The sequence below is a fragment of the Rossellomorea vietnamensis genome (genome assembly GCF_008180615.1).
Taxonomy (GTDB): Bacteria; Bacillota; Bacilli; order Bacillales; family Bacillaceae_B; genus Rossellomorea; species Rossellomorea vietnamensis_D.
On sequence record NZ_VTEH01000001.1, the window covers coordinates 585,779 to 605,960 of the forward strand.

The following is a 20,182-nucleotide window of genomic DNA, read 5'->3' on the forward strand; positions in this document are numbered from 1 at the left end:
CCAAGGAAGCTAATCCTTTGGCTTTTTTATAAGTTGTATTTTTCTTTACAGCGCTGAATCGCAATTTCCTTATCGCTGTGTGGATATTTTGTATTTTCAATGATTTGATAATCCTCGTGGCCTTTTCCGGCAAAAATGATGATATCGCCCGGTTCGCTCACATCGATCGCATGCTTAACCGCTTCTTCTCGATCACCAATCAAAGCAAAGTCGTTATGGATCATCCCTTTTCCAAGGTCATTGACAATACTGTCATAGCTTTCATAGCGCGGATCATCCGTTGTCAGGATCACATAATCAGCTATGGATGCCTTTTCAGCCATTGCCGGTCGTTTGGACTTATCTCTATTTCCTCCGGTTCCGACTAGGAAGATAATCTTATTCTCCTTGAATGGCAGAACAGATTGAATCGCATTTTCAATTGCATCTGGAGTATGTGCGTAATCAATATATATGGACAGCGGTGCTTCCGAAGTTACTTTTTCCATCCGTCCATTGACAGGAGGAAGTTCCTTGATGATTTTCACCAGTTTCTCTACTGACATCCCTTTTGCGAACAGTGTCGCCATGGCAGCAAGAAGATTATACACATTGAATTTACCAAGAAGCTTGGATTCCACCGCAAATGTCCCTTCAGGGGAATGAAGCGTAAAAGCAGTCAAATCATTATAGTAGCTGATTTTTTCAGCCTTAAAGTCTGCATAAGATTCAAGTCCGTAGCTGATGATCTCGTGAGCTGTCATTTTGGAATATCTTTCATACCACTCATCATCGCTGTTGAGAACAGCATATTTAGGCCTGGATAGATCTTGGCCTAACTGGGAGAAAAGCAAGCCTTTCGCATATCCATAATGCTCCATTGTCTGGTGGTAATCGAGATGATCGTGACTGAGATTGGTGAAAGTGACCACATCAAAATCCACTCCCCAAAGCCTGCCAAGTGTGAGTCCATGTGAGGAGACTTCAAGCACCATATTCTCTATATTCCTGTCCAATGCCTTCTGGATCATTTCTTGATTGGTCATGACATCACAAGTCGTGTTTTCACTCGGGAACAGCTCACCATTCAGGTCAAATCCAATTGTTCCTGAAAGGGCTGAGCTCTGGCCGTCTTTTCTCAAGATGGAATGAATTAGGTTTGTCACAGATGTTTTTCCATTCGTCCCTGTCACACCAAAAACATTCATTTTCATTGAAGGATAGTCATAGTATTTATTAACAAGCTGTCCCATCGCTTTAAATGTGTCTTTTACAACTACCAGTGCTGCTTTTTCCAGATTGATATCAAGCTGCTTCTCAGCAACAATCAATACAGCACCCTTTTCAACGGCATCCAGAGCATAATCATGGCCGTCTACTGTGAAGCCCCTGGTACAAATAAAAATATCGCCCGCCTGGACCTTGCGTGAATCAACGTGCAAATTAGATATATTTGAAGGAAGCTCACCATAAATCGTCTTCACTTTTAAAGTTGATAATAATTCATATGTATTCATTTCTACTAACCTCACAATGTGTTGAAATCAATTACCTACTATTGTATATTACCATCGGGAAATTGAGAAGAAAAAGAGCACTCTTTCCTAGAGGCATTTTCAGCCATTATAGTACTTGTTAAAAGAAGAAGCACTCCTGCCTTTCCTTCCACCAGTTTCTTCCGCGAAATAAAGAGATGAAAAAATGGCTTCTTCAACTGCTTCTGCGGCTCCCTGAAAAATCTTATTCATAACTGGATGATCTTCCCTGATCATTTTCACTGTATCAAAAAGCCCTTCTTGCCGATGTTTTACTTTGTTCTCAGTAGTAAAAGCAATGACAATATCCCCGCTTCCATGGTGGATAGTGCTTCCTGATCTGGAGAGCCCTACAACAGCTCTTTTGGCTAATCTTTTTAACTGTCTGTCTGACATAGGGATATCAACAGCAAGAATAATTATAATGGATCCGTCGGGAAACTTTTCTAGACTTGGAATAAGAGGTTCATTCAGAAACTTATTTTCTTCTCTTCTTCCAAAATTGGTTTGTACAAGGCTGGCTACAGTAAAAGTCTCTCCCTCTTCTTCAATAACTCTTGAAGAAGTTCCGATTCCCCCTTTAAAACCTAAACAAAGCGTTCCCGCCCCTGCGCCTACGGCTCCATTTTCAGAAGGAGCTGTGCTTGCCGATTCAATGGCTTGCACGGCATGGGCTGGCTGCACGGCCTGAAGCCTTACTGAGTTAAGATAGCTGTCATTACATTCACCAACCACAATGTTAACAGATCCGGCACTCTCCCCAATTTCAGGAGTTTGATCCAGCATATATTGCAGGGTGCCCTGCCATACACTTCCTACTGAAAATGTATTCGTCAGCATGATTGGCGATTCGATCAGCCCCAGCTCATCGATTTGGATGAGGCCGGTGGTTTTACCAAACCCATTAATCACATAACTTGCGCTGCGTACTTTTTCACAAAATAAATTTTTTCCATGTGGAAGGATGGATGTCACGCCTGTTTGTATTTTTTCTCCGTCTTCATAAGCCTTCACTAAAGTGACATGCCCAACTCTCACACCATGGACATCAGTAATGCAATTATTTTTGCCTTTCGGTAAATCACCTATTGAAAACAGATTATTCATGCTGCCACCCCTTTATGCCTTTACGGTATATTTCCATCTTCTTACTATTTCTGCACAAACCCTTTTTTTCCTTCATTTAGTTCTAATAAGAAGATCTCTGCCAATACTGGCAGAGATCACTTCAGTTTGGAATATTTTTATTTCATTCACTAGTTGAACGATCCATCAGGACCCGCTGTTGCGGTTTCCGCCTTTTCTGCCGATTTCCTGATAGAATTCTTTGTCGTGGCTTCGGCTGGTCGCTTCGCCGCCTTTTTCACCGATGTCCTGATAGAATTCTTTGTCATGGCTGCTGCTTGTTGCTTCGCCGCCTTTTTCGCCGATGTCCTGATAGAATTCTTTGTCGTGGCTTCGGCTGGTCGCTTCGCCGCCTTTTTCGCCGATGTCCTGATAGAATTCTTTGTCGTGGCTGCTGCTTGTTGCTTCGCCGCCTTTTTCACCAATATCTTGATAGAATTCTTTGTCATGATTGCGGCTTGTCGCATTACCGCCCATTCGTCCAGCTTCCTCGCGTGACATCTTGCCATTGTTGTTAGAGTTATTATTGTTATTTGCCATTCTAAACACTCTCCTTTTAAAAAGTTTAGTATTTAGCTTTAAGAAGCTTACATTAATGTATTATCCTTCTTAAACAGATATAAACAAAATATGTCGAAAAATTGCTGATTTCAAGGTTTTACCACCCATCAGTGACAGTCACGCCCCGGAATTTGTCGATTGAAAAACCGAAGAACCAGCGGAACTAAATAAGAGGAAGCCCTCATTAGCGGGCTCCCTCCATATTTTTCGTCATTCAATTGATCATTCTGCCATTGAAGACTGAACATAATGATAAAGCAGTTTTTCGGTATGGTATATAGAAGATTCATGTGTTCGTTCATAAGCATGTGATGCATCAATTCCCGCACCGATTAGTCCGTGGACAATATCATGGCCCGCACGGATTGCTGCAGAGGCATCAGATCCGTAATAAGGATAGATATCTACCTTGTATTCGATCTCATTTTGTTTAGCCAGATTGACCAGATGCTGCCTTAATCCCAAATGATAAGGACCGCTTGAGTCTTTTGCACAAATGGAAACGGTATATTCATCAGAGGACTGTCCATCTCCCAATGCGCCCATATCCACTGCCAGGTATTCAACTGTCTCAGGAGTGATATTGGAGTTTCCTCCGTAGCCGATTTCTTCGTTGTTGGAGATAAGGAATTGGGTAGTGTATGGTAATTTAATGTTGTCTTCCTTAACTTTCTTGATTAATTGGAGAAGCATCCCTACACTTGCTTTATCATCTAGGTGTCTGGATTTAATATAGCCGCTCTCTGTAATTTCAGCACGGGGATCAAAGGAAATAAAGTCCCCTACTTCAATTCCCAGTTCTCTTACTTCTGCTGCATTTGAAACTTTCTCATCAATGCGGACTTCAATATTCACATCATCACGCTTAGCCTCGCCTGCATTTTTATAAACATGGACAGAGGTCTGATGCATAAGGATGGTACCGGAAAATGTCTTCCCGGATGCAGTTTCAATCGTGCAATATTCTCCCTCCACTGCATTCCAGCGGAAACCTCCGATCATGGACAACTTCAAGCGGCCGTCAGCTTTAATATCTTTTACCATTGCCCCCAATGTATCAACATGAGCAGTCAGCATCCGATGCCTGCTGTGATCCTCTCCTGGAATGGTGAGGATCAAACCGCCCTTTCTGTTTCTGTACATATGATAGCCTGTTTCTTTTAAGTAGTCCTCGACAAAAGAAATAATTGTATTCGTATTTCCTGAAGGACTTGGAATGGATACGAGCTGTTTAATGAGTTCCATTGTATTTTTTGTGTTCGGATATGTATTCATATTTTTCAATCTCCTTTCCCCTTTTGTTTTATTATAGCTTAAATGCAGTCCGGTATAAATCTCTAAGCCTTCTTACAGCATTACAGCACTCTGGTTCACCAGGTAATTAATTCAATCTTTTAAAGGAGTTCCAAGGTTTTAATCGAAAGTTGTTAATAAAGGAACCAAACTTAAGATTTCACCAAATCAGGAGGGTACAACATGGGAGATAAAAAGAATAAAGATATTTTTGATAAGGATATTCATATGGACTTTCTTGAAAAAATGACCTACGGGGATTATCTGCAATTGGATTCCCTGCTGTCCAGTCAAAAAAGGCTGTCGGGACATCACGATGAAATGTTATTCATCATCATTCACCAGGTGAGTGAATTGTGGATGAAGCTTATATTGCATGAGCTTGATGCAAGTATCGATTCGATTCAAAAAGGCGAACTGTCACCGGCTTTTAAAATGCTGTCGAGAGTATCTAAAATACAATCTCAAATCATCCAGGCGTGGGACGTACTGTCCACTTTGACCCCCGCTGAATATATGGAGTTCCGAGAAAAGCTGGGACAAGCTTCAGGATTTCAGTCCTATCAGTACCGCATGATTGAATTCATGCTGGGATACAAAACCAAACATGTGCTGGAAATCTATAAAAAGGATCCCAAACTGCATAAGGATCTCCTTGATGCATACCAGAAGCCTGGGATTTATGATGCATCCATCAATGCTTTAGCCCGGGCCGGCCTCGAAATTCCAGATGAAGTTCTGAATAGGGATTACACTGCTCCCTATGGTTCTCATCCTTCCGTTGAGGATGCATGGGTTACAGTGTATAAAAATGTTGATGAATACTGGGACCTTTATGAATTGGCCGAGAAACTGATTGATATTGAAGACTGGCTTCAGCAGTGGCGTTTCCGCCATATGAAAACAGTCGAAAGAATCATTGGGCATAAGATGGGTACAGGAGGGTCTTCAGGAGTAGGCTATCTAAAGAAGGTATTAGATCATCGATTTTTCCCTGAGCTTTGGGATGTCAGGACGAAATTATAAACCAAAAGCGTAAGCGGCCCGTTCAGCCCCGACAGGCAAATGTTCCAAAGAGAAAAAAAGGCGCTCTTTCCTTTTATTCTCTTTGGGTTATTTGACCCCGAGGGGCTGGCCGCTGAAGCTGGACGCATCAAAAGCGTAAGCAGTCTGCTCAGCCCAGAAAAGCTAATGTTTAACAAGAGAATAAAGGGGATTCTCCTTTGATCTCTTAGGGTTGTTGTTGAAGCTGGATGAGGATAACAAAGTTAAAGCTAATCATGGCTTTATTATTATTAATTCATAACAATAAAAAGCGCTGCTTCACAAGAAGCAGCGCTTTTTTGTATGATCTGAGAGGGATTCGAACCCCCGACCCCATCCCTGTCAAGGATGTATTCTCCCGCTGAACTATCAGATCACGAAGTCAATGTATTTAAGCTACATATTCTATTATATGAAAAATTCATAGCTTGTCAATAACACAAGAAACTTTTTTTAAAAAAATAAGTATAAAAGAACAAACGTTCGCGTATACTACTTTTATTAAATCCCTTTAAAGGAGAAGGCTGTATGGAAAAGATTTTACAGAAAGCTTATAAAAACCGTACTCCTGTTACAATCATTTATCAATCAGAACTTGAAGAATTCAGCAAAAGAACCATATTCATTATCAGAGAAGAGAGCAATTATATTATTGCCTATTGTTATTTCAGAAAACAGTTCCGGACATTTAACATAGAAAATATTTTAGCCGCCCATCCTGCCGGCAGCTGCTCCTCCACTCGAAACATCTCCTCATAAGTCAATACCGTTTACGGCAAGTGCCCTGCCTTCTCAGCAACAAACTCTTTACGCCGCAGAAATCTATTGTACTGTTTAATAGAGAATTCAAGACAGTGTTGAAAAGATAAAAAAATCCCGCTATCCATTAGCGGGATGACCTCTACCCGATGATCTCTTCCTCATCATGGGCTTTAATTTCCTCATCTGTAAACTGTTCTTCAATGTCACGCAGGCGGTGGGCAATCCTTGATGCTGCATTGGCTGCAATACTTGCGACCATATCATCGAGGAAGGTATGCACACCGTTTCCGTTTTTTGTATCCAGCTTCCGTATGACACCAATCTTATTTTTATCAAGGTGTCCGAATGTAGTTACGGCTATGCTTCCATATCCCAATGAAGCTCCAAGGGCAATGGTTTCATCGACCCCAAACAAACCTTCATCCGATTCCACGATGGATTGGAGCGGTTCTGAAAGCTGCTTATTTTCTGCAAGAACATCAAGCTCGATACCGACGAGGATCGCATGCTGGATCTCCCTCTTAAGCAGGACTTTTTCAACACTTGCAGTGCAGTCTTCCATTTCCAGCTCTGGATGATAAGGGAACTGCATCTGGTAGACGATCTCTGCTATATCTTGTATCGATACCCCTCGTTCTTCTAGCTTTTGTCTGGCTGCATATGTAACATCTTTCGAATGTACAATTTTTGACATTTTTCTCTCCTCCTAAGTCTGCGAATCTCTTTTTTCATATTATACTGACAATGAACCCATTATTAAACTATCTGTCTCTTTTGTTTTCTCCAGCTGAGGGGTTTTGAAACCTGTCCGCTCGAATACTTTCAATTGTGAGCGGTTGCAGGGATTTTAGAAAAAGAGTATGGTACAATCTTTTTTGGAAGGCTTATTAGCCGCAATTGAAATATGGACAATTTAATCATTGGAGGTATTAAAATGACTTCTTCTAGAGGAACAATCAACGAAATCAGCCTCTTCAGCAAGGAATTGAATGAAGAAATTAATATGCTTGTCTATTTGCCCCCCTCTTATTCACCACTCTATAAGCACGCCTTATTAATTTGTCAGGATGGCAAGGATTACTTTCAGCTTGGAAGACTTCCGCGGCTGGCTGATGAATTAATCGGTGATCAGGAAGTTGAAAATATGATCATTGTCGGGATTCCTTATAAGGATGTTCAGGACCGGAGAAGAAAATATCATCCCGAAGGCGAGCAGAATGCTGCATATATCCGCTTCCTCGCTCACGAACTTGTGCCTTTCCTGGACGATCAATACCCGGTTTACCATATGGGAATGGGGAGAGCGTTAATGGGAAGTTCTTTAGGCGCCTCTGTATCTTTGATGACAGCCTTGAAGTACCCTAATACGTTCGGCAAGGTTATCATGCAGTCTCCTTTTGTCAATGACAGGGTTCTTGAAGCAGTGAAACGGAATGGCCAGCCTCACCTGCTGAACCTTTACCATATTATCGGCAAAGGGGAAACCGAGGTTAAAACGACTAATGGGGAAACAGCTGATTTCCTCACACCGAATAGAGAGCTTCACGAGGTGTTTGAAAAAGAAAGATTTTCTTCTTTCTATGAGGAATTCGACGGCGGCCACACATGGAAATATTGGCAGCCTGACTTGAAGCGGGCATTGAGGCATATGTTCTCATAGGAAAACCGAAATATGGCATAATAGAAGGTAACTCGTTATTTTGGCTCATTCGGGAGAAACCCTCGGGTTTCTCCCGCTTTTCAGCTATGCTGAAAAGCAGCCAGTGTGAGAAGCAGCTCTATAGCAAATGAATTTGCTTCTGGCAGCTTCTCACACTGGCGGAATGAGCCTAATTCAGAAAATCCATTCAAGGCATCTCATCTTTTTTTGTGCTATAATAACTGATATATTTAATTATTTTGAATTTATCGAACTTCATGACTAGGGAGGTAACATTTATATGAATTATGGTATCGTTATTTTTCCATCTAAATCGCTCCAAGATAAAGCAAATGCTTATCGTAAGCGTTACGATCCCCATTATGCTTTGATCACGCCCCACTTGACTCTGAAGAATGTTTTTACCACAGATGACAGTGGAATTAAGGATATTGCAGACAAGCTTAGGCAGATTGCCAAACAATATGATCCATTCAATATGAAAGTTTACAAAATCAGTTCATTTCAGCCTGTCAATAATGTAATCTATTTTAAAGTTGAGCCTAACCCTGAACTGGAAGGTCTGCATAAAGCCATGCATACGGCTGAATTCAATGAACAGGAACCCGAATATGCATTTGTGCCTCATATAACAGTTGCTCAAAATCTTTCAGATGACGAACATTCGGATGTTTTTGGGTCTCTGCGCATGTTAGGCATAGACCATGAAGAAACAGTGGACCGTTTCCACCTGCTCTATCAGCTTGAAAATGGCTCTTGGACTGTCTATGAAACATTCCGATTAGGAAAGGAATAATTGCTTTGAAAATGATCCTGGCTGAAACTGATAAACAACTTCAAGAGGCAATGGATGTGCGTAAAGAAGTTTTTGTACAAGAACAAAACGTCCCACTCGAAGAAGAAATAGATGAATTTGAAAATATATCTGACCATTTCGTTTTATACGATGAAAATGAACCTGCTGGCGCAGGACGATTCCGCTTGAAAGATGGCCTTGGAAAGGTCGAGCGAATTTGTGTATTGGCAAAGGCCCGGGGTAAAGGCGCTGGAAAGATCATCATGAATTACATTGAGGAGCATGCCCGCAGTAAAGATGTTCCGGCGTTGATTCTGAATGCACAGACTCATGCTATCCCTTTTTATGAGAGTTTGGGCTACTTGGTCACATCTGATGAGTTCCTTGATGCAGGCATCCCTCACAAATCCATGAAAAAAATATTGAAATAACCGAAAACCGTCTCCAGACTTTCGTGGAGACGGTTTTATTCGTCTGGCTGAAAAAGAATAATTCTTCCTTATCTTGTTTAGAATGGATTAATACCATTCTTATGAATTGCAGGAGAAATATTATGAACTTTTTGGCTATCGCTTCTGAATTAATTGTAGGTTTTGCAGCATTGCTTATCTTAACCAGGATATTGGGGAAGACCCAAATCTCGCAAATAACGCCATTTGATTTTATTTCCGCCATCATCCTTGGGGAATTAGTAGGAAACTCATTATATGATGATAAAAGCGGAGTATTAGAGATTCTATTCGCCATATCCCTATGGGGAGCTTTAATCTTTTTTACAGAAATCATGACCCAGCGCTCACGAAGGGTGAGACACTTTCTTGAAAACACCCCTTCCATTATCATCAGAAAGGGACAAATTCAATACGAAGCAATCAAAAATAATCATCTGGACTTAAACCAGATGCAGCAGCTGCTGAGAGCGAAGGATATCTTCTCTATCAGGGAGTGTGAATATGCCATCCTTGAGACAGACGGCAGCCTCAGTGTGATAAAGAAACCAAATTATGCTGCCGTTCAAAAGCAGGACCTTAATATTGCTCCCGCACCTGCCTCCATCCCCATATCTATCATAATGGATGGAGAAATCATTTATGATAATTTGAAAATGATTGAACTAGATGAAAAATGGCTGTTAAATGAAATCAGTAAAAAAGGCTTTTCTTCCTCAAAAGAGATATTATTTGGTGAGTGGACAGATGGAGAGGAATTACTGCTGCAAGGATATTGATCTAAAAGCGAGAATGCAAAAAAGGCCTCTCAGGCCCTTTTCAGCAGGTAATATAGAGCTGATTATTTTCCATCACTGCCTTGGCTGATCCTTCATGTACCAGTTTTGTTATGTACGCTGTAAAACTTGTCCGAAACAAAAGAAACTGGCCAATTGAACGCGATTCAATGCCGTTCCCATTAAGGAATTCTTGGAGCAGAAGGTCAAATGGCATCCTGCCCTGATTTTCATTCAATATTTTAACAATCTGTTTTATCTTTTTCATATGTACCTCAATATTGGCTGCGATGCTTTCTGAAAAATCCTCTTCAAACTCCCCATGTCCGGGTACAGAACCTTTCACAGCAATATTTTTTAATTTTTCAAAGGTTTGTAAGGTCTGTTCTGCATCTGTTATAAATGGAACTAGATGTTTTTTTAAGGCTTCTTTACCAAAATAAGCATCTGCTGTATAAAGGAGTTCATTATGGATGATTCCCACCTGTTCCACTGAATGTCCGGGTAGAGAAACTACTTCCAGAGCGAAAGGTCCAACCTCCAAGAAACCAGGTACTATCGAGACATCCACATCCACCGGTTTTCCTTCCAAAAATTTATTTCTTAATTCTTTCAGCGGATAAGCTCCATTCCATAAATACACCGGCTCCAGGATTGGGTTTTCAATGATAGCTCTTTCCAACTTGGGAGCATACAGCTTAATGCCGGCCTTTTTCTTTAAGAAGGATGCTCCGCCAAAATGGTCTGTATGTGCGTGTGTAATGATGCAGTAATCTAAAGGCAGATTCTCATTTTCAAGGATTCTAATGATCTTTTTAATTGAAGAGTCATCAATTCCAGTATCTATGAGTAATCCCTTTCCCTGTGTCATTAAATATCCGACATTGACAGCAGAGGAAAAGTAGAAGCAGCTATCATTAATTTTTTTTAGTTCCAAGGGAAATACATCCTTTCCTTTTTTTATACATATTCGTTAATGTACTTCCCTTTTCCTGTGATATCCGCTAAAAATTCAGCAGAAACAGTATCCGCTCCACTGAACTTTTTTCTTTTATTGTATCTTAATGAATTGACGTCTGTTTCAATGTCCTCTTCTGCAAACCGTTCTTGATTGAAAAGGGGCTGAATCCGGTTGACCGGAACAAATTTAAAAGGATCATAATCCTTATTTGCTTCACGTTCGGCGTACTGCATATATTGATAATGCGGGACGGGTGCAATATATCCCATACTGTTCACCTCTCTTTTCTTACCATTTCCCCTGCAGTAAAAATTGTAAACACTTGACTGTAATACTATTAATTTCGATGAAAAATATGCTTTTAAGGGGGTGAAATCAAAAGCGTAAGCGCCTTGATCAGCCCCGACAGGCAAATGTTCTCAAGAGAAAAAAAGGCGGCCTTTCCTTTTATTCTCTTGAGGTTATTTGACCCCGAGGGGCTAGGCGCTGAAGCTGGACGAATCAAAAGCAAAAGCGCCTGCCCCGCAGACACGTGGTGCGGGAGCGGAAATCGATTATTTCATCAACCACAATCTTTTTAAAAGACATTTTAAGTAAACTATGTTGCTACTTTATAATAATTTCGTAAGATCACGGTTTATATACTGCTTAGCCAAAATAAATAAATTGCTCCCCGTATAGAGAGAAAAGTCTTAGTACTGGAGGGGAAATACTGCTGAATGCAAAAATAATGAGAGAACATTCTATTTAATTAACGGGTTCTGCTTTCGAATACAAATTAACAATTACTCATCAAAAGGAGTGTTAAATCATCTCGCTTTTGACACTCCTATTTTTGATTTAATAGTATTTTCCCTGGTGAATCTGTTCAATTGGTAATACAAAATGCACCCTAATTGACAAGTGACAGAACTTTTTGTTCTTCAAAATTAGTGGCACAAATTCTTATACACTTTCAATCCAAATATTAATATGAAGGAGAGTTGTTTATTAAAAATGTAACAATGATTTGATTGGAACGGAAGGAGCGTGACCTCCTGCGGGACTAGCGTGACAGGTGAGACCCCGCAGGCGAATCTAGCTCCTGCGGCCAGCGACTAGCAGATTTCGGTCTCTCTCCTTGCGATAAGTCATCATCGAATCGCTTACGCTCTTCGTGATTCCTTTATCTCATACGAGAGCCCTAAAATCTGTACGTCGCTGAACGGCCGCTTCCGCTTTTTATGAAGCCGAGGAGGCTCACCGCACGCCCCGCGGAGTCACGCACCTGGAGTGGAAATCAATAGACATTTTGTATTTTGGGGCGAATCACTCAACCATTTCTTTAGCTAAATAGGAGTTTGTACTTCAGAACAGAACCCGTTACTATTTAATAGGCTTTTTTCTGATTAATTGCTGATTTAGAATGCGATTTCACCTCCATCCTCTTTATGTAGGAGGATTGAAGCGGAAGGCGTATGATGATATCTTGCGGGACTAGGGGGACGTCTAGTTCTAGCCCCGCGGAGTCGTCCACCTGAAGCGGAGATCCATTTCGTTTAAAACAGCCAAGATCTTTACGAGAACAGACTTTTAAAAATTAACAAAAAAACAAACCATCAGGCCTGCTTTATTGTAAGCATTCCCAATGGTCATGGTGTTATTATTTTTTACCATTATTAATCATGTTTGATATCGTTCCAAAGTCCAATTGTTTACCATCATTTACAATTGATTTGACGATCTTATCTTCCATCTCTTTGTTTACTGGTTTGTTAGCAATTTGAGATACCCTCTTGATTACCCCGCGCACAGTGCTTTCATCTTTGAAATTGGCATTTTGCAAAGAGGTAGCCAATTCCATAACATCGTTCATATTGACACCGGTTTTCTTTTCAATGTTTTTAAAGAAGTTATTATTGTTCATTGGGTAAACGCCTCCTTTACAGCTAATATATTGTATGAGGCGGTCAAAAAATGGTGCATGGCCCAGGGATGAGGTTTCATTTCATGAGATTACTCTTAAGTTCTTGAAAGCACGAAGAGGGACTGGCCCTTGTCGTGCTTTAAAGTACTAATTAAAACTACCAGATTAAACTGGTGGTTTGCTCTGCAGCTGGAAGCCTTCCTTACCAGCCTCGGCCTAAAAGACCCAATAGATTATTTTCTCTGGCTATTTATTCCGCTGAAAAAACATGGAGAAATAAGCGGAGAAATTCCGCTTATAAAAGTCTTAGCTCGAAAAACAGCTAGAATAAGCGAAGAAATTCCGCTTATTTGTATAAAAGATGCGAAAATGGTTCGTTTCGCTGTGCTTAAGCGGAAAAATTCCGCTTATATACCCTAAATCACATTCAATTTTTAAGCTTAACCGGAAAAATTCCGCTTATTTTAGGTTTTTTAATGCCTATCAGCAAGGATACCTCCCCTCCTGCTGTATTGGCATGTAGTGCTAAGGAACCGGCTTTTTCTATAGAAAGAGGGTGTTCTATACCACGCTATAAGCTCTCTGGAACCCCTGCCCTAGGGTTTTCAAGACCATCAAAAAAGCAGACTCCCTTGGGAACCTGCTTATCCGGCAATTAGCAAAAGCTTGCGCCGACGATAATCAAAAGGATAAATAGAACAACAATCAACACAAATGTTGATCCATATCCCCCGCCGTATCCTTGATTTCCACAGCCATAACCATATCCATACATAGTTATCACCTCTCTTTATAATTGAATGCTACAGTATATGTCGAGATGATTACCTATGTATGGGCTTTGAGTGTTCACCTTGATGGCTGCCAATCATATAAATCAATAGTTAGTTTGCCGGATGTGTCTGCCTGGGCAAAAAATACATTGTCTAAATTGATGTGCCGCTGCTTTAGCTGATTCACCAGCCATTCTTCTGTCCTTCCCACACTTTTCAAACCCTTTCTTTCAATTTTTCCGTCACTGATGACAGAGTGGATTGGATATATGTTTAAGGACGTTTGAAAGATGTCTTCGTAGAGTAATGGCTGCTTTTCTTTTTTAAGCATGACACTCAGTTCTCCATTTGTATCAAGAGTCGCAAATTCCACATCAGAGGCCCTGAAAATGTTCTTTTTCCTCAGCTGTTCAAGCAGCTCGTCCGAGGAAAACTTTTCTTTTTTCAACGCCTGCTCTATGATATTTCCATTCTCTATGAACACTGTCGGGGTTCCTTCGACAAAATGCCTGAACTTTACACTTTTGAGGGATATGAAAGAGAAAATGAATGGCACAGAGAACCACAGGAGAATACTCATCAATCCTTCGAGCAGTTTCACGTCAAGATCCATTGAAAGGGTCCCGGCGATGCTTCCCACGGTAATGCCGGTAATGTATTCAAAGAAAGATAGCTGTGAAAGCTGCTTTTTTCCGAGTAATTTTGTGATAAGAAATAAGGCAATCAGAACAAAAAGGCTTCTAAGGGCTACTTCAGTATACTCCGACACATACCCTCATCCCTTCGGTTTAAAAATTAAGGCACCAATAAACCCGAAGATGATGGCTGCTGAAATACCTGAACTTGTCACTTCAAACATTCCCGTAAGAACTCCTACCAGACCATGCTGTTCCGCTTCCTGCATAGCGCCCTGGACCAATGCATTACCAAAAGATGTGATCGGAATCGTTGCCCCTGCTCCGGCAAAGTCAATCAATGGCTCATAGAGACCAAATCCAGCTAAAATTGCACCGATCACTACCAGCAGACTTAATGTATGAGCAGGTGTCAATTTAGCTATATCAAATAAGAGCTGACCAATTACGCAGATGCTCCCCCCTATTAAAAATGCCCAAAAAAACATTGCCAACATGGTGCTTTCCTCCTTTCAACGACTTAGCTGTATTCAATTGAAACTGCATGGGCTATACATGGAATTGACTCACCCTGCTGAAACGTCAGCGGAGACAATAGTGCACCAGTCGCAACCATCAAAATTCTTTTGTATACTCCCTGCTTCATCTGGTTAAGCAGGTGTCCATAAAATACCGTTGCAGAACAGCCTGGTCCGCTTGCACCCGATTGTACTGGCTGATCCTGTCCATAAATCAGCAAACCGCAGTCCTGAAACTGGCTTTCCGTCAGGTGGAACCCTTTTTGCTGAAGTAACTCCTGAGCGGTTTTTCGGCCGATTTTAGCAAGATCTCCTGTAATGATTAAATCGTAGTATGACGGATCTCTTCCTAAGTCTTGAAAGTGGGAGGCAATCGTGTCTGCTGCCGCCGGTGCCATTGCCCCTCCCATATTAAACGGATCTGAGAGCCCCATATCAATGACTTTCCCAATCGTTGCAGAGGTGACCCTTGGAACAGGGCCCTGTACATCTGTACCACTTCCTACTACCGAATACCCTGCTCCAGTGACCGTCCATTGAGCGGTAGGAGGCTTTTGGCCGCCATACTCTGTTGGATAACGAAACTGCTTTTCAACGGCGGAATTATGACTTGAGGCACCCGTCATGACATAGTTTGCTCCCCCTGAATCAACCAAATAAGAAGCTAACGCCAGCCCTTCCATAGAAGTGGAGCATGCCCCAAATATTCCCAGATAAGGTATTTCATTCGTCCTGGCTGCAAAAGATGAAGGTGTGATCTGATTGATCAAATCTCCCGAGAGAAAAAATTGAATTTGATTTTCCTGCAGACCGGCTTTTTCAAGGGTCAGCTTAACGGCATCTTCAATCATTAAGCGGTTCGCTTTCTCATAAGTATCCTCCCCCATCCATAAATCATCATAGAAGTGGTCAAAGTCTTCAGATAACCTGCCATTTTTTTCAAATGGCCCTCCTACAACTCCGGTAGAAAGGATGGCTGGCTTTTTTTGAAATTCCCAAGACTGCGTACCCTGTAACATTAGATCACCCCCCATTTTATAAGAAGAGTTTTGATAAGTGCTATAACGAAAGCAGAAAACACACCAAACACAATGACGGAACCTGCAAGCTTGAATATATTTCCTCCCACTCCAAGAACAAGTCCCTCTGTTCTATGTTCAATGGCAGCAGATATAACCGCATTACCAAATCCCGTCACTGGAACGGCACTTCCTGCACCGGCAAACTGTCCAAGATGATCATAGATGCCAAACCCGGTCAGCAGCATTGAAAAAAAGACCATGGTTGCCACTGTGGGATTTCCTGCAGTCTGTTCTGTAAAGTTGAAAAAGTAGATATAGAAATAGGTTACCGCCTGGCCAAATAGACAAATAAGACCTCCCACGAAAAAAGCCTTAACGCAATTGATAAGCACAGGCCTTTTTGTTTCATGCTTTTGCTCAAGCTGTTCATATTTCTTCTGCTGCGGGGTTTTGGGTTTCTTTCCCATATAATGCTCCTTTCTAGGTTAGCTCCTCTTTCAGCTTAATGATTTCCTGAAATCTTTTTTCAGCCTCTTTATTGGAGATATTTTTATTCTTCATTTTATCTTTAAGCCTGACTGTTTCCAGAAAAATCTTATAATCACTGGAAACTATGAATTTTTCATTCGGATATTTCTTTTCCAGTTTCTTTGTCATTTTTTTCTCAATCTTTTTCATATGAAACCGGTGGGAATGCTTTACCTTGTAAGATACAAGAATTTCTTCTTTTCCTTGTATGACTGCCACATCGTACAGTTCTTCCAGCTTGGCAATTTCTTTTTTGACTGCATGTCCAATACTATCTGTCTCTGGGTTTTCCATCAGTTCAACTGGAGGAGGATCTGTTACCTTAATCAATGCTCCTCTGCTGTCTGCACCATCTTCTTTGTTTGCCGCGCAGGCGGATAGATATACTGTTATTACTAATAGACCGACCAATAATTTGTTCATAGTATCCCCTCTGTTTTTAATATGCCTCTGAACCATAGTTAGCAGCGAATGAACATGTGAATCTTCGCCCTCTGGGAATCAGCACTGGGCCATTTCTTCACAAGTTACTTATATGTAGTCTTATATTCTGCAAAGAGGGTTCGTTTTATGAATAAAAAAAGACTGAAGCTCATTAACTATAATTCCTTAATCTAATGAGCTCACAGCCTTTATATATTTTTTTGGAAAAATTTACAGTAAAATGGATCTTTTATTTTTGTTTTTTATTTTTGCCGCAGCTGCAGCCTTTTTTCTTTCTTTTCGTTTTTACAGGTTTAATTTGTGAAGCGGATTTCTTCATCATCACAATTCTTCCTCCTCTAATGATGGAAATTCAGAAAGCAGCGTTTCCCTCTGACAAATGTTCACAAAGCAGATATATATACCATTCTATGCAGCAGGAAATACGCTTGTTCTCTTATTTCAAGAAATCCACTTTTGTATCAAGGTTTCAATAATGGAAGCGACACCTGCTGCCGCTAAAATTGTAATTAGCGGATAAGCAATGCCAGGAAAGAAAAAATACAACCCATAAAGTCCTCCAGCTGCCCATATGCCTGTGCACCAGTGGCAGCTGAGAAGTTCGCCAATCCAGTTTTTCGGGACCAAATAAACGTCTACATTCCCTGATTTATCTTTCTCTTCCTCTTCCTCAAAAAAAGGAGCCCTCAAGAACTCCGTGATTTTGTCATATACAATTAAGTGTGTCAGACGGAATACAGCTACTCCTAATACGGCCATTTGCATGAAAGTCAGATCCACTTCTTTAGCTCCTTTTCGTTGAGTTGGAATTTTAATGAACAAAAGCGCAAGCGCCTTGGTCAGCCCCGACAGGCAAATGTTCCTGAGAGAAAAAAAGGCGGTTTTTCCATACATTAAGGCTAACTCAGTTCTCGTGATAAGCATCCTAAACGCTGAAGCTGGATGATTCAGAGATGCTCCCTACTTTCAACTGATTAAATTTTTTCTCTTTTGATCAAATCGTAAAATGGCTATTACAGCTTCGGCAAGCAGACGTCAATAAGGAGAAAAGACTCACGCTGAAGCTGTACTTGGCTAGCGCAGTGTTTACAAAGTTGTCCTTAATGTTTTCCCAGAATAACAGCATCATCACATATATGATACCTCGCCTATTTTGACGAAAAAAGGGCTATTATCCGTAACTTAAACTCCTTGGCTACAATATGTTATTAGTGTAGCGATAAACAATTAAAAGGAGGATTTTCTAATATGGGTTGTGGAAAAAGAGATGATGTAGGTGGAATCCGTACAGATAACTGTGTATGTGAAGTAGTACGCGCAATCAAAGACATCCAGGATGCTGCAGTAGCTGATGATTGTCTGGATTGTACTACCAGCTGTTTCCTTGAGCCGCTTGGCGATTTGAACAGTCCTGCTATGAGACGCCGTGCAGACACGCGCGTGTTCACCCTTACTAATAAAAACGGTGAATTATTCAAAGCGTTGTTCAAACAAAAAGATGGCCAGTGTGATGCAAACTGTGTGACTATTTATTTCCGTGTGGAAGAAATCTTTGATAACTGCTGTGCAACATTGAGAGCACTAAGACCGAACAAAGATATCATCAATGACTATGGAAAATTGGACTATGGTGCAATCTGCAAGGTGGACGAATGGTTCAGAACAAACAACTGTATCACTGTTGACCTGAACTGCTTCTGTGCTATTCAATGTATCGCCGATGTTGACCTTGATATCTGTGAATAATTCTTAGAAAGCCTGCCGGATTTTCCATCCGGCCGGCTTTTTTCTTTTGCTGATCATAAACCTATAATCTTAATGCCGCGGAGAGAATTGCGATTAATCTCTATCTCATCACCCTGAAAAGTCTTTAACACCAGCAGGTCTCCTTCACTACTCAGCAAAATCCCCTTATACCTTTCTTCTGCAGTAATAAATTCACAAGGAAAAGGAGCTTTACCGTTAATATAACGTGAAAGATAAGTAATCTTCTCATCCAGTTCCATATCTCTGAATGGTTTCAGCGGTTTGAAAGAGTATGTTTTCTCCTTATGTTCTTGAATACTATCAACCGTCTCTGTTGTTTCAGCTTTTGTGCCTTCAATGGCATCATGATTCTCTTGGGCCCCATCTTCTCCATACAAAGTCCCAAGTTCATCTTCAAAATATGAACGTTTCTTTCTTCTTGGCTTTTTGACTCCAGCTTCAGCGAATGGTTTTTCTACAGGTGTGGTTTTCACATCCCTTGAAGAATAGGATTGCTGCATATTGGCTCTTGATTCTTTAAAAGCAGGCTGCTGGATATATAATAAGGGTGTTTTTTTAGGTTCTTTAGAATTTTTTTTCATAAGCTGCACCTCCAGAGGTTCATTCCTTTTACAATGTATGCAGCAAATGCCTATAGGTTTCATGAATGTTTCCGAATTATTTTGCTGAGCTTTCATTTAATAAAAACTGTCTTTCAAAATAAAAAAGTCCAAAGGCGGCTGCCTTTGAACTTTGTGTGTTTTTACTTTTATCGGTTGTTAACCTAGTACATGATATCCTGAATCCACATGGATGTTTTCTCCTGTAATGCCCCGGCTCATGTCACTGAACAAGAATACAGCTGTATCCCCGACTTCTTCTTGTGTTGTATTCCTGCGCAGTGGTGCTCTCTCTTCGATTTGTTTGAGAATTGAATTGAAATCCCCTACTCCTTTTGCAGAAAGAGTCCTGATTGGTCCTGCCGATATAGCATTAACACGTACACCGGATTTCCCAAGGTCACTCGCAAGGTATTTAACACTTGCCTCCAAGGAAGCTTTTGCAACGCCCATGATATTATAATTCTCGAGAACTCGTTCTCCGCCAATATACGTAAGCGTTACAATACTTCCGCCTTCAGTCATTAGGTCTTTCGCGGCTTTTGCAACAGCAGTCAGTGAATAAGAACTGATATTATGTGCAAGCAGGAAACCGTCCCTTGTCGTGTTCAGGTAATCACCGGCTAATTCTTCTTTTTTAGCAAAAGCGACACAATGTGCAATTCCATGAATGATGCCTGCTTCCTCCTTGATTGTCTGGAAGCATTTATCAATATCCTCATCATCAGTGACATCACATTGAAGGAAGAGATGATCGCTTCCCTCTAGCGTTCCGGCCAAATCCTTAACACTTTTTTCAAATCTTTCACTTGCATATGTAAAAATCAATCTCGCTCCAGCCTGATGTAAGCTTCTTGCTATGCCCCAGGCAATACTTCGTTTATTCGCTACACCCATTACCACATATGTTTTTCCCTGTAATGAAAGAGTCATATTCATCCTCCTGATTTTATTACATGTTATTAGTACCTGATACTAATTTTATCCCATTTCTTTCTGGAAAGAAAGTGATTACCGTAAAAATATATTTACTTTTCATATCGATAAAA

General features: G+C 40.8%; 24 protein-coding genes and 1 tRNA gene. 7 read left to right on the forward strand and 18 right to left on the reverse strand.

What is annotated here, in order from left to right; all coding sequences use genetic code 11:
* Positions 1-26: 26 nt before the first annotated feature.
* The 4 genes from FZC79_RS02795 to FZC79_RS02810 all read right to left on the reverse strand — a co-directional run bounded on the left by FZC79_RS02795 (position 27) and on the right by FZC79_RS02810 (position 4,475).
* Positions 27-1,496, reverse strand: coding sequence for a UDP-N-acetylmuramoyl-L-alanyl-D-glutamate--2,6-diaminopimelate ligase (locus FZC79_RS02795; protein ID WP_148945344.1), 1,470 nt, complete (start codon positions 1,494-1,496; stop codon positions 27-29).
* A gap of 99 nt (positions 1,497-1,595) precedes the next feature.
* Positions 1,596-2,621 (reverse strand): P1 family peptidase, encoded by a 1,026-nt coding sequence (locus tag FZC79_RS02800; protein WP_148945345.1) that lies wholly within the window; start codon positions 2,619-2,621, stop codon positions 1,596-1,598.
* Between the two features lie 165 nt (positions 2,622-2,786).
* Positions 2,787-3,179: a glucose starvation-inducible protein GsiB gene (gsiB, locus tag FZC79_RS02805; protein WP_148945346.1), complete on the reverse strand. Its 393-nt coding sequence runs from the start codon at positions 3,177-3,179 to the stop codon at positions 2,787-2,789.
* Between the two features lie 243 nt (positions 3,180-3,422).
* A complete protein-coding gene (locus FZC79_RS02810; protein ID WP_148945347.1) occupies positions 3,423-4,475 on the reverse strand; it encodes a M42 family metallopeptidase in 1,053 nt (350 codons plus the stop codon).
* 201 nt (positions 4,476-4,676) lie between these two features.
* Between FZC79_RS02810 and kynA the strand changes: the two genes are divergently transcribed.
* Complete coding sequence (gene kynA, locus FZC79_RS02815) at positions 4,677-5,519, forward strand: tryptophan 2,3-dioxygenase (RefSeq protein WP_148945348.1); 843 nt, start codon at positions 4,677-4,679, stop codon at positions 5,517-5,519.
* Positions 5,520-5,841: 322 nt separating this feature from the next.
* On the opposite strand, the gene FZC79_RS02825 is transcribed toward kynA, so the two are convergent.
* Positions 5,842-5,913: transfer RNA gene (locus tag FZC79_RS02825), tRNA-Val, on the reverse strand.
* 152 nt (positions 5,914-6,065) lie between these two features.
* Between FZC79_RS02825 and FZC79_RS02830 the strand changes: the two genes are divergently transcribed.
* Positions 6,066-6,296, forward strand: coding sequence for a WYL domain-containing protein (locus FZC79_RS02830; RefSeq protein WP_148945349.1), 231 nt, complete (start codon positions 6,066-6,068; stop codon positions 6,294-6,296).
* Between the two features lie 142 nt (positions 6,297-6,438).
* On the opposite strand, the gene FZC79_RS02835 is transcribed toward FZC79_RS02830, so the two are convergent.
* Positions 6,439-6,993: a phosphatidylglycerophosphatase A family protein gene (locus FZC79_RS02835; RefSeq protein ID WP_148945350.1), complete on the reverse strand. Its 555-nt coding sequence runs from the start codon at positions 6,991-6,993 to the stop codon at positions 6,439-6,441.
* 240 nt (positions 6,994-7,233) lie between these two features.
* Here FZC79_RS02835 and FZC79_RS02840 point away from each other — a divergent pair, with 240 nt between their 5' ends.
* The 4 genes from FZC79_RS02840 (at position 7,234) to FZC79_RS02855 (ending at position 9,983) form a co-directional block, all read left to right on the forward strand.
* Positions 7,234-7,959: an alpha/beta hydrolase gene (locus FZC79_RS02840; protein WP_148945351.1), complete on the forward strand. Its 726-nt coding sequence runs from the start codon at positions 7,234-7,236 to the stop codon at positions 7,957-7,959.
* A gap of 280 nt (positions 7,960-8,239) precedes the next feature.
* On the forward strand, positions 8,240-8,755 hold the full coding sequence (locus tag FZC79_RS02845) for a YjcG family protein (RefSeq protein ID WP_148945352.1): 516 nt from the start codon (positions 8,240-8,242) through the stop codon (positions 8,753-8,755).
* An 11-nt stretch (positions 8,756-8,766) separates the two neighbouring features.
* Entirely contained in the window at positions 8,767-9,186 is a 420-nt protein-coding gene (locus FZC79_RS02850; RefSeq protein ID WP_435873893.1) for a GNAT family N-acetyltransferase, read from the forward strand.
* 122 nt (positions 9,187-9,308) lie between these two features.
* Positions 9,309-9,983, forward strand: coding sequence for a DUF421 domain-containing protein (locus FZC79_RS02855; RefSeq protein ID WP_148945354.1), 675 nt, complete (start codon positions 9,309-9,311; stop codon positions 9,981-9,983).
* 40 nt (positions 9,984-10,023) lie between these two features.
* Here FZC79_RS02855 and FZC79_RS02860 read toward each other — a convergent pair whose 3' ends face one another.
* The 10 genes from FZC79_RS02860 to FZC79_RS02910 form a co-directional block, all read right to left on the reverse strand.
* Positions 10,024-10,917 carry an MBL fold metallo-hydrolase gene (locus FZC79_RS02860; protein ID WP_148945355.1) on the reverse strand — a complete coding sequence of 298 codons (894 nt, stop codon included), beginning with the start codon at positions 10,915-10,917 and terminating at the stop codon, positions 10,024-10,026.
* 23 nt (positions 10,918-10,940) lie between these two features.
* Positions 10,941-11,210, reverse strand: coding sequence for a hypothetical protein (locus FZC79_RS02865; protein WP_148945356.1), 270 nt, complete (start codon positions 11,208-11,210; stop codon positions 10,941-10,943).
* A gap of 1,373 nt (positions 11,211-12,583) precedes the next feature.
* Positions 12,584-12,847: a stage VI sporulation protein F gene (locus tag FZC79_RS02875; protein WP_148940608.1), complete on the reverse strand. Its 264-nt coding sequence runs from the start codon at positions 12,845-12,847 to the stop codon at positions 12,584-12,586.
* A 655-nt stretch (positions 12,848-13,502) separates the two neighbouring features.
* Positions 13,503-13,622, reverse strand: a complete 120-nt coding sequence (locus FZC79_RS02880; protein WP_148945357.1) for a YjcZ family sporulation protein — start codon at positions 13,620-13,622, stop codon at positions 13,503-13,505.
* A gap of 74 nt (positions 13,623-13,696) precedes the next feature.
* Positions 13,697-14,389, reverse strand: a complete 693-nt coding sequence (locus FZC79_RS02885; RefSeq protein ID WP_148945358.1) for a DUF421 domain-containing protein — start codon at positions 14,387-14,389, stop codon at positions 13,697-13,699.
* A 6-nt stretch (positions 14,390-14,395) separates the two neighbouring features.
* Complete coding sequence (gene spoVAE, locus FZC79_RS02890) at positions 14,396-14,752, reverse strand: stage V sporulation protein AE (protein WP_148940614.1); 357 nt, start codon at positions 14,750-14,752, stop codon at positions 14,396-14,398.
* A gap of 23 nt (positions 14,753-14,775) precedes the next feature.
* Entirely contained in the window at positions 14,776-15,792 is a 1,017-nt protein-coding gene (gene spoVAD / locus FZC79_RS02895; protein ID WP_148945359.1) for a stage V sporulation protein AD, read from the reverse strand.
* Positions 15,792-16,262, reverse strand: coding sequence for a stage V sporulation protein AC (gene spoVAC / locus FZC79_RS02900; protein WP_148945360.1), 471 nt, complete (start codon positions 16,260-16,262; stop codon positions 15,792-15,794). Before spoVAC ends, spoVAD begins: the two co-directional genes overlap by 1 nt.
* A gap of 13 nt (positions 16,263-16,275) precedes the next feature.
* The gene (locus FZC79_RS02905; protein WP_148945361.1) at positions 16,276-16,746 is read right to left on the reverse strand and encodes a YhcN/YlaJ family sporulation lipoprotein; all 471 of its coding nucleotides are present in this window, start codon (positions 16,744-16,746) and stop codon (positions 16,276-16,278) included.
* A gap of 462 nt (positions 16,747-17,208) precedes the next feature.
* On the reverse strand, positions 17,209-17,547 hold the full coding sequence (locus FZC79_RS02910) for a DUF1360 domain-containing protein (RefSeq protein WP_148945362.1): 339 nt from the start codon (positions 17,545-17,547) through the stop codon (positions 17,209-17,211).
* 468 nt (positions 17,548-18,015) lie between these two features.
* On the opposite strand from FZC79_RS02910, the gene FZC79_RS02915 reads away from it, so the two are divergent.
* Positions 18,016-18,513 (forward strand): CotY/CotZ family spore coat protein, encoded by a 498-nt coding sequence (locus tag FZC79_RS02915; RefSeq protein ID WP_148945363.1) that lies wholly within the window; start codon positions 18,016-18,018, stop codon positions 18,511-18,513.
* 53 nt (positions 18,514-18,566) lie between these two features.
* Here FZC79_RS02915 and FZC79_RS02920 read toward each other — a convergent pair whose 3' ends face one another.
* Both FZC79_RS02920 and fabI read right to left on the reverse strand, forming a co-directional pair.
* Positions 18,567-19,115 (reverse strand): CotO family spore coat protein, encoded by a 549-nt coding sequence (locus FZC79_RS02920; RefSeq protein WP_187442615.1) that lies wholly within the window; start codon positions 19,113-19,115, stop codon positions 18,567-18,569.
* 177 nt (positions 19,116-19,292) lie between these two features.
* Positions 19,293-20,066 (reverse strand): enoyl-ACP reductase FabI, encoded by a 774-nt coding sequence (fabI, locus tag FZC79_RS02925; protein WP_148945365.1) that lies wholly within the window; start codon positions 20,064-20,066, stop codon positions 19,293-19,295.
* Positions 20,067-20,182: the final 116 nt, after the last annotated feature.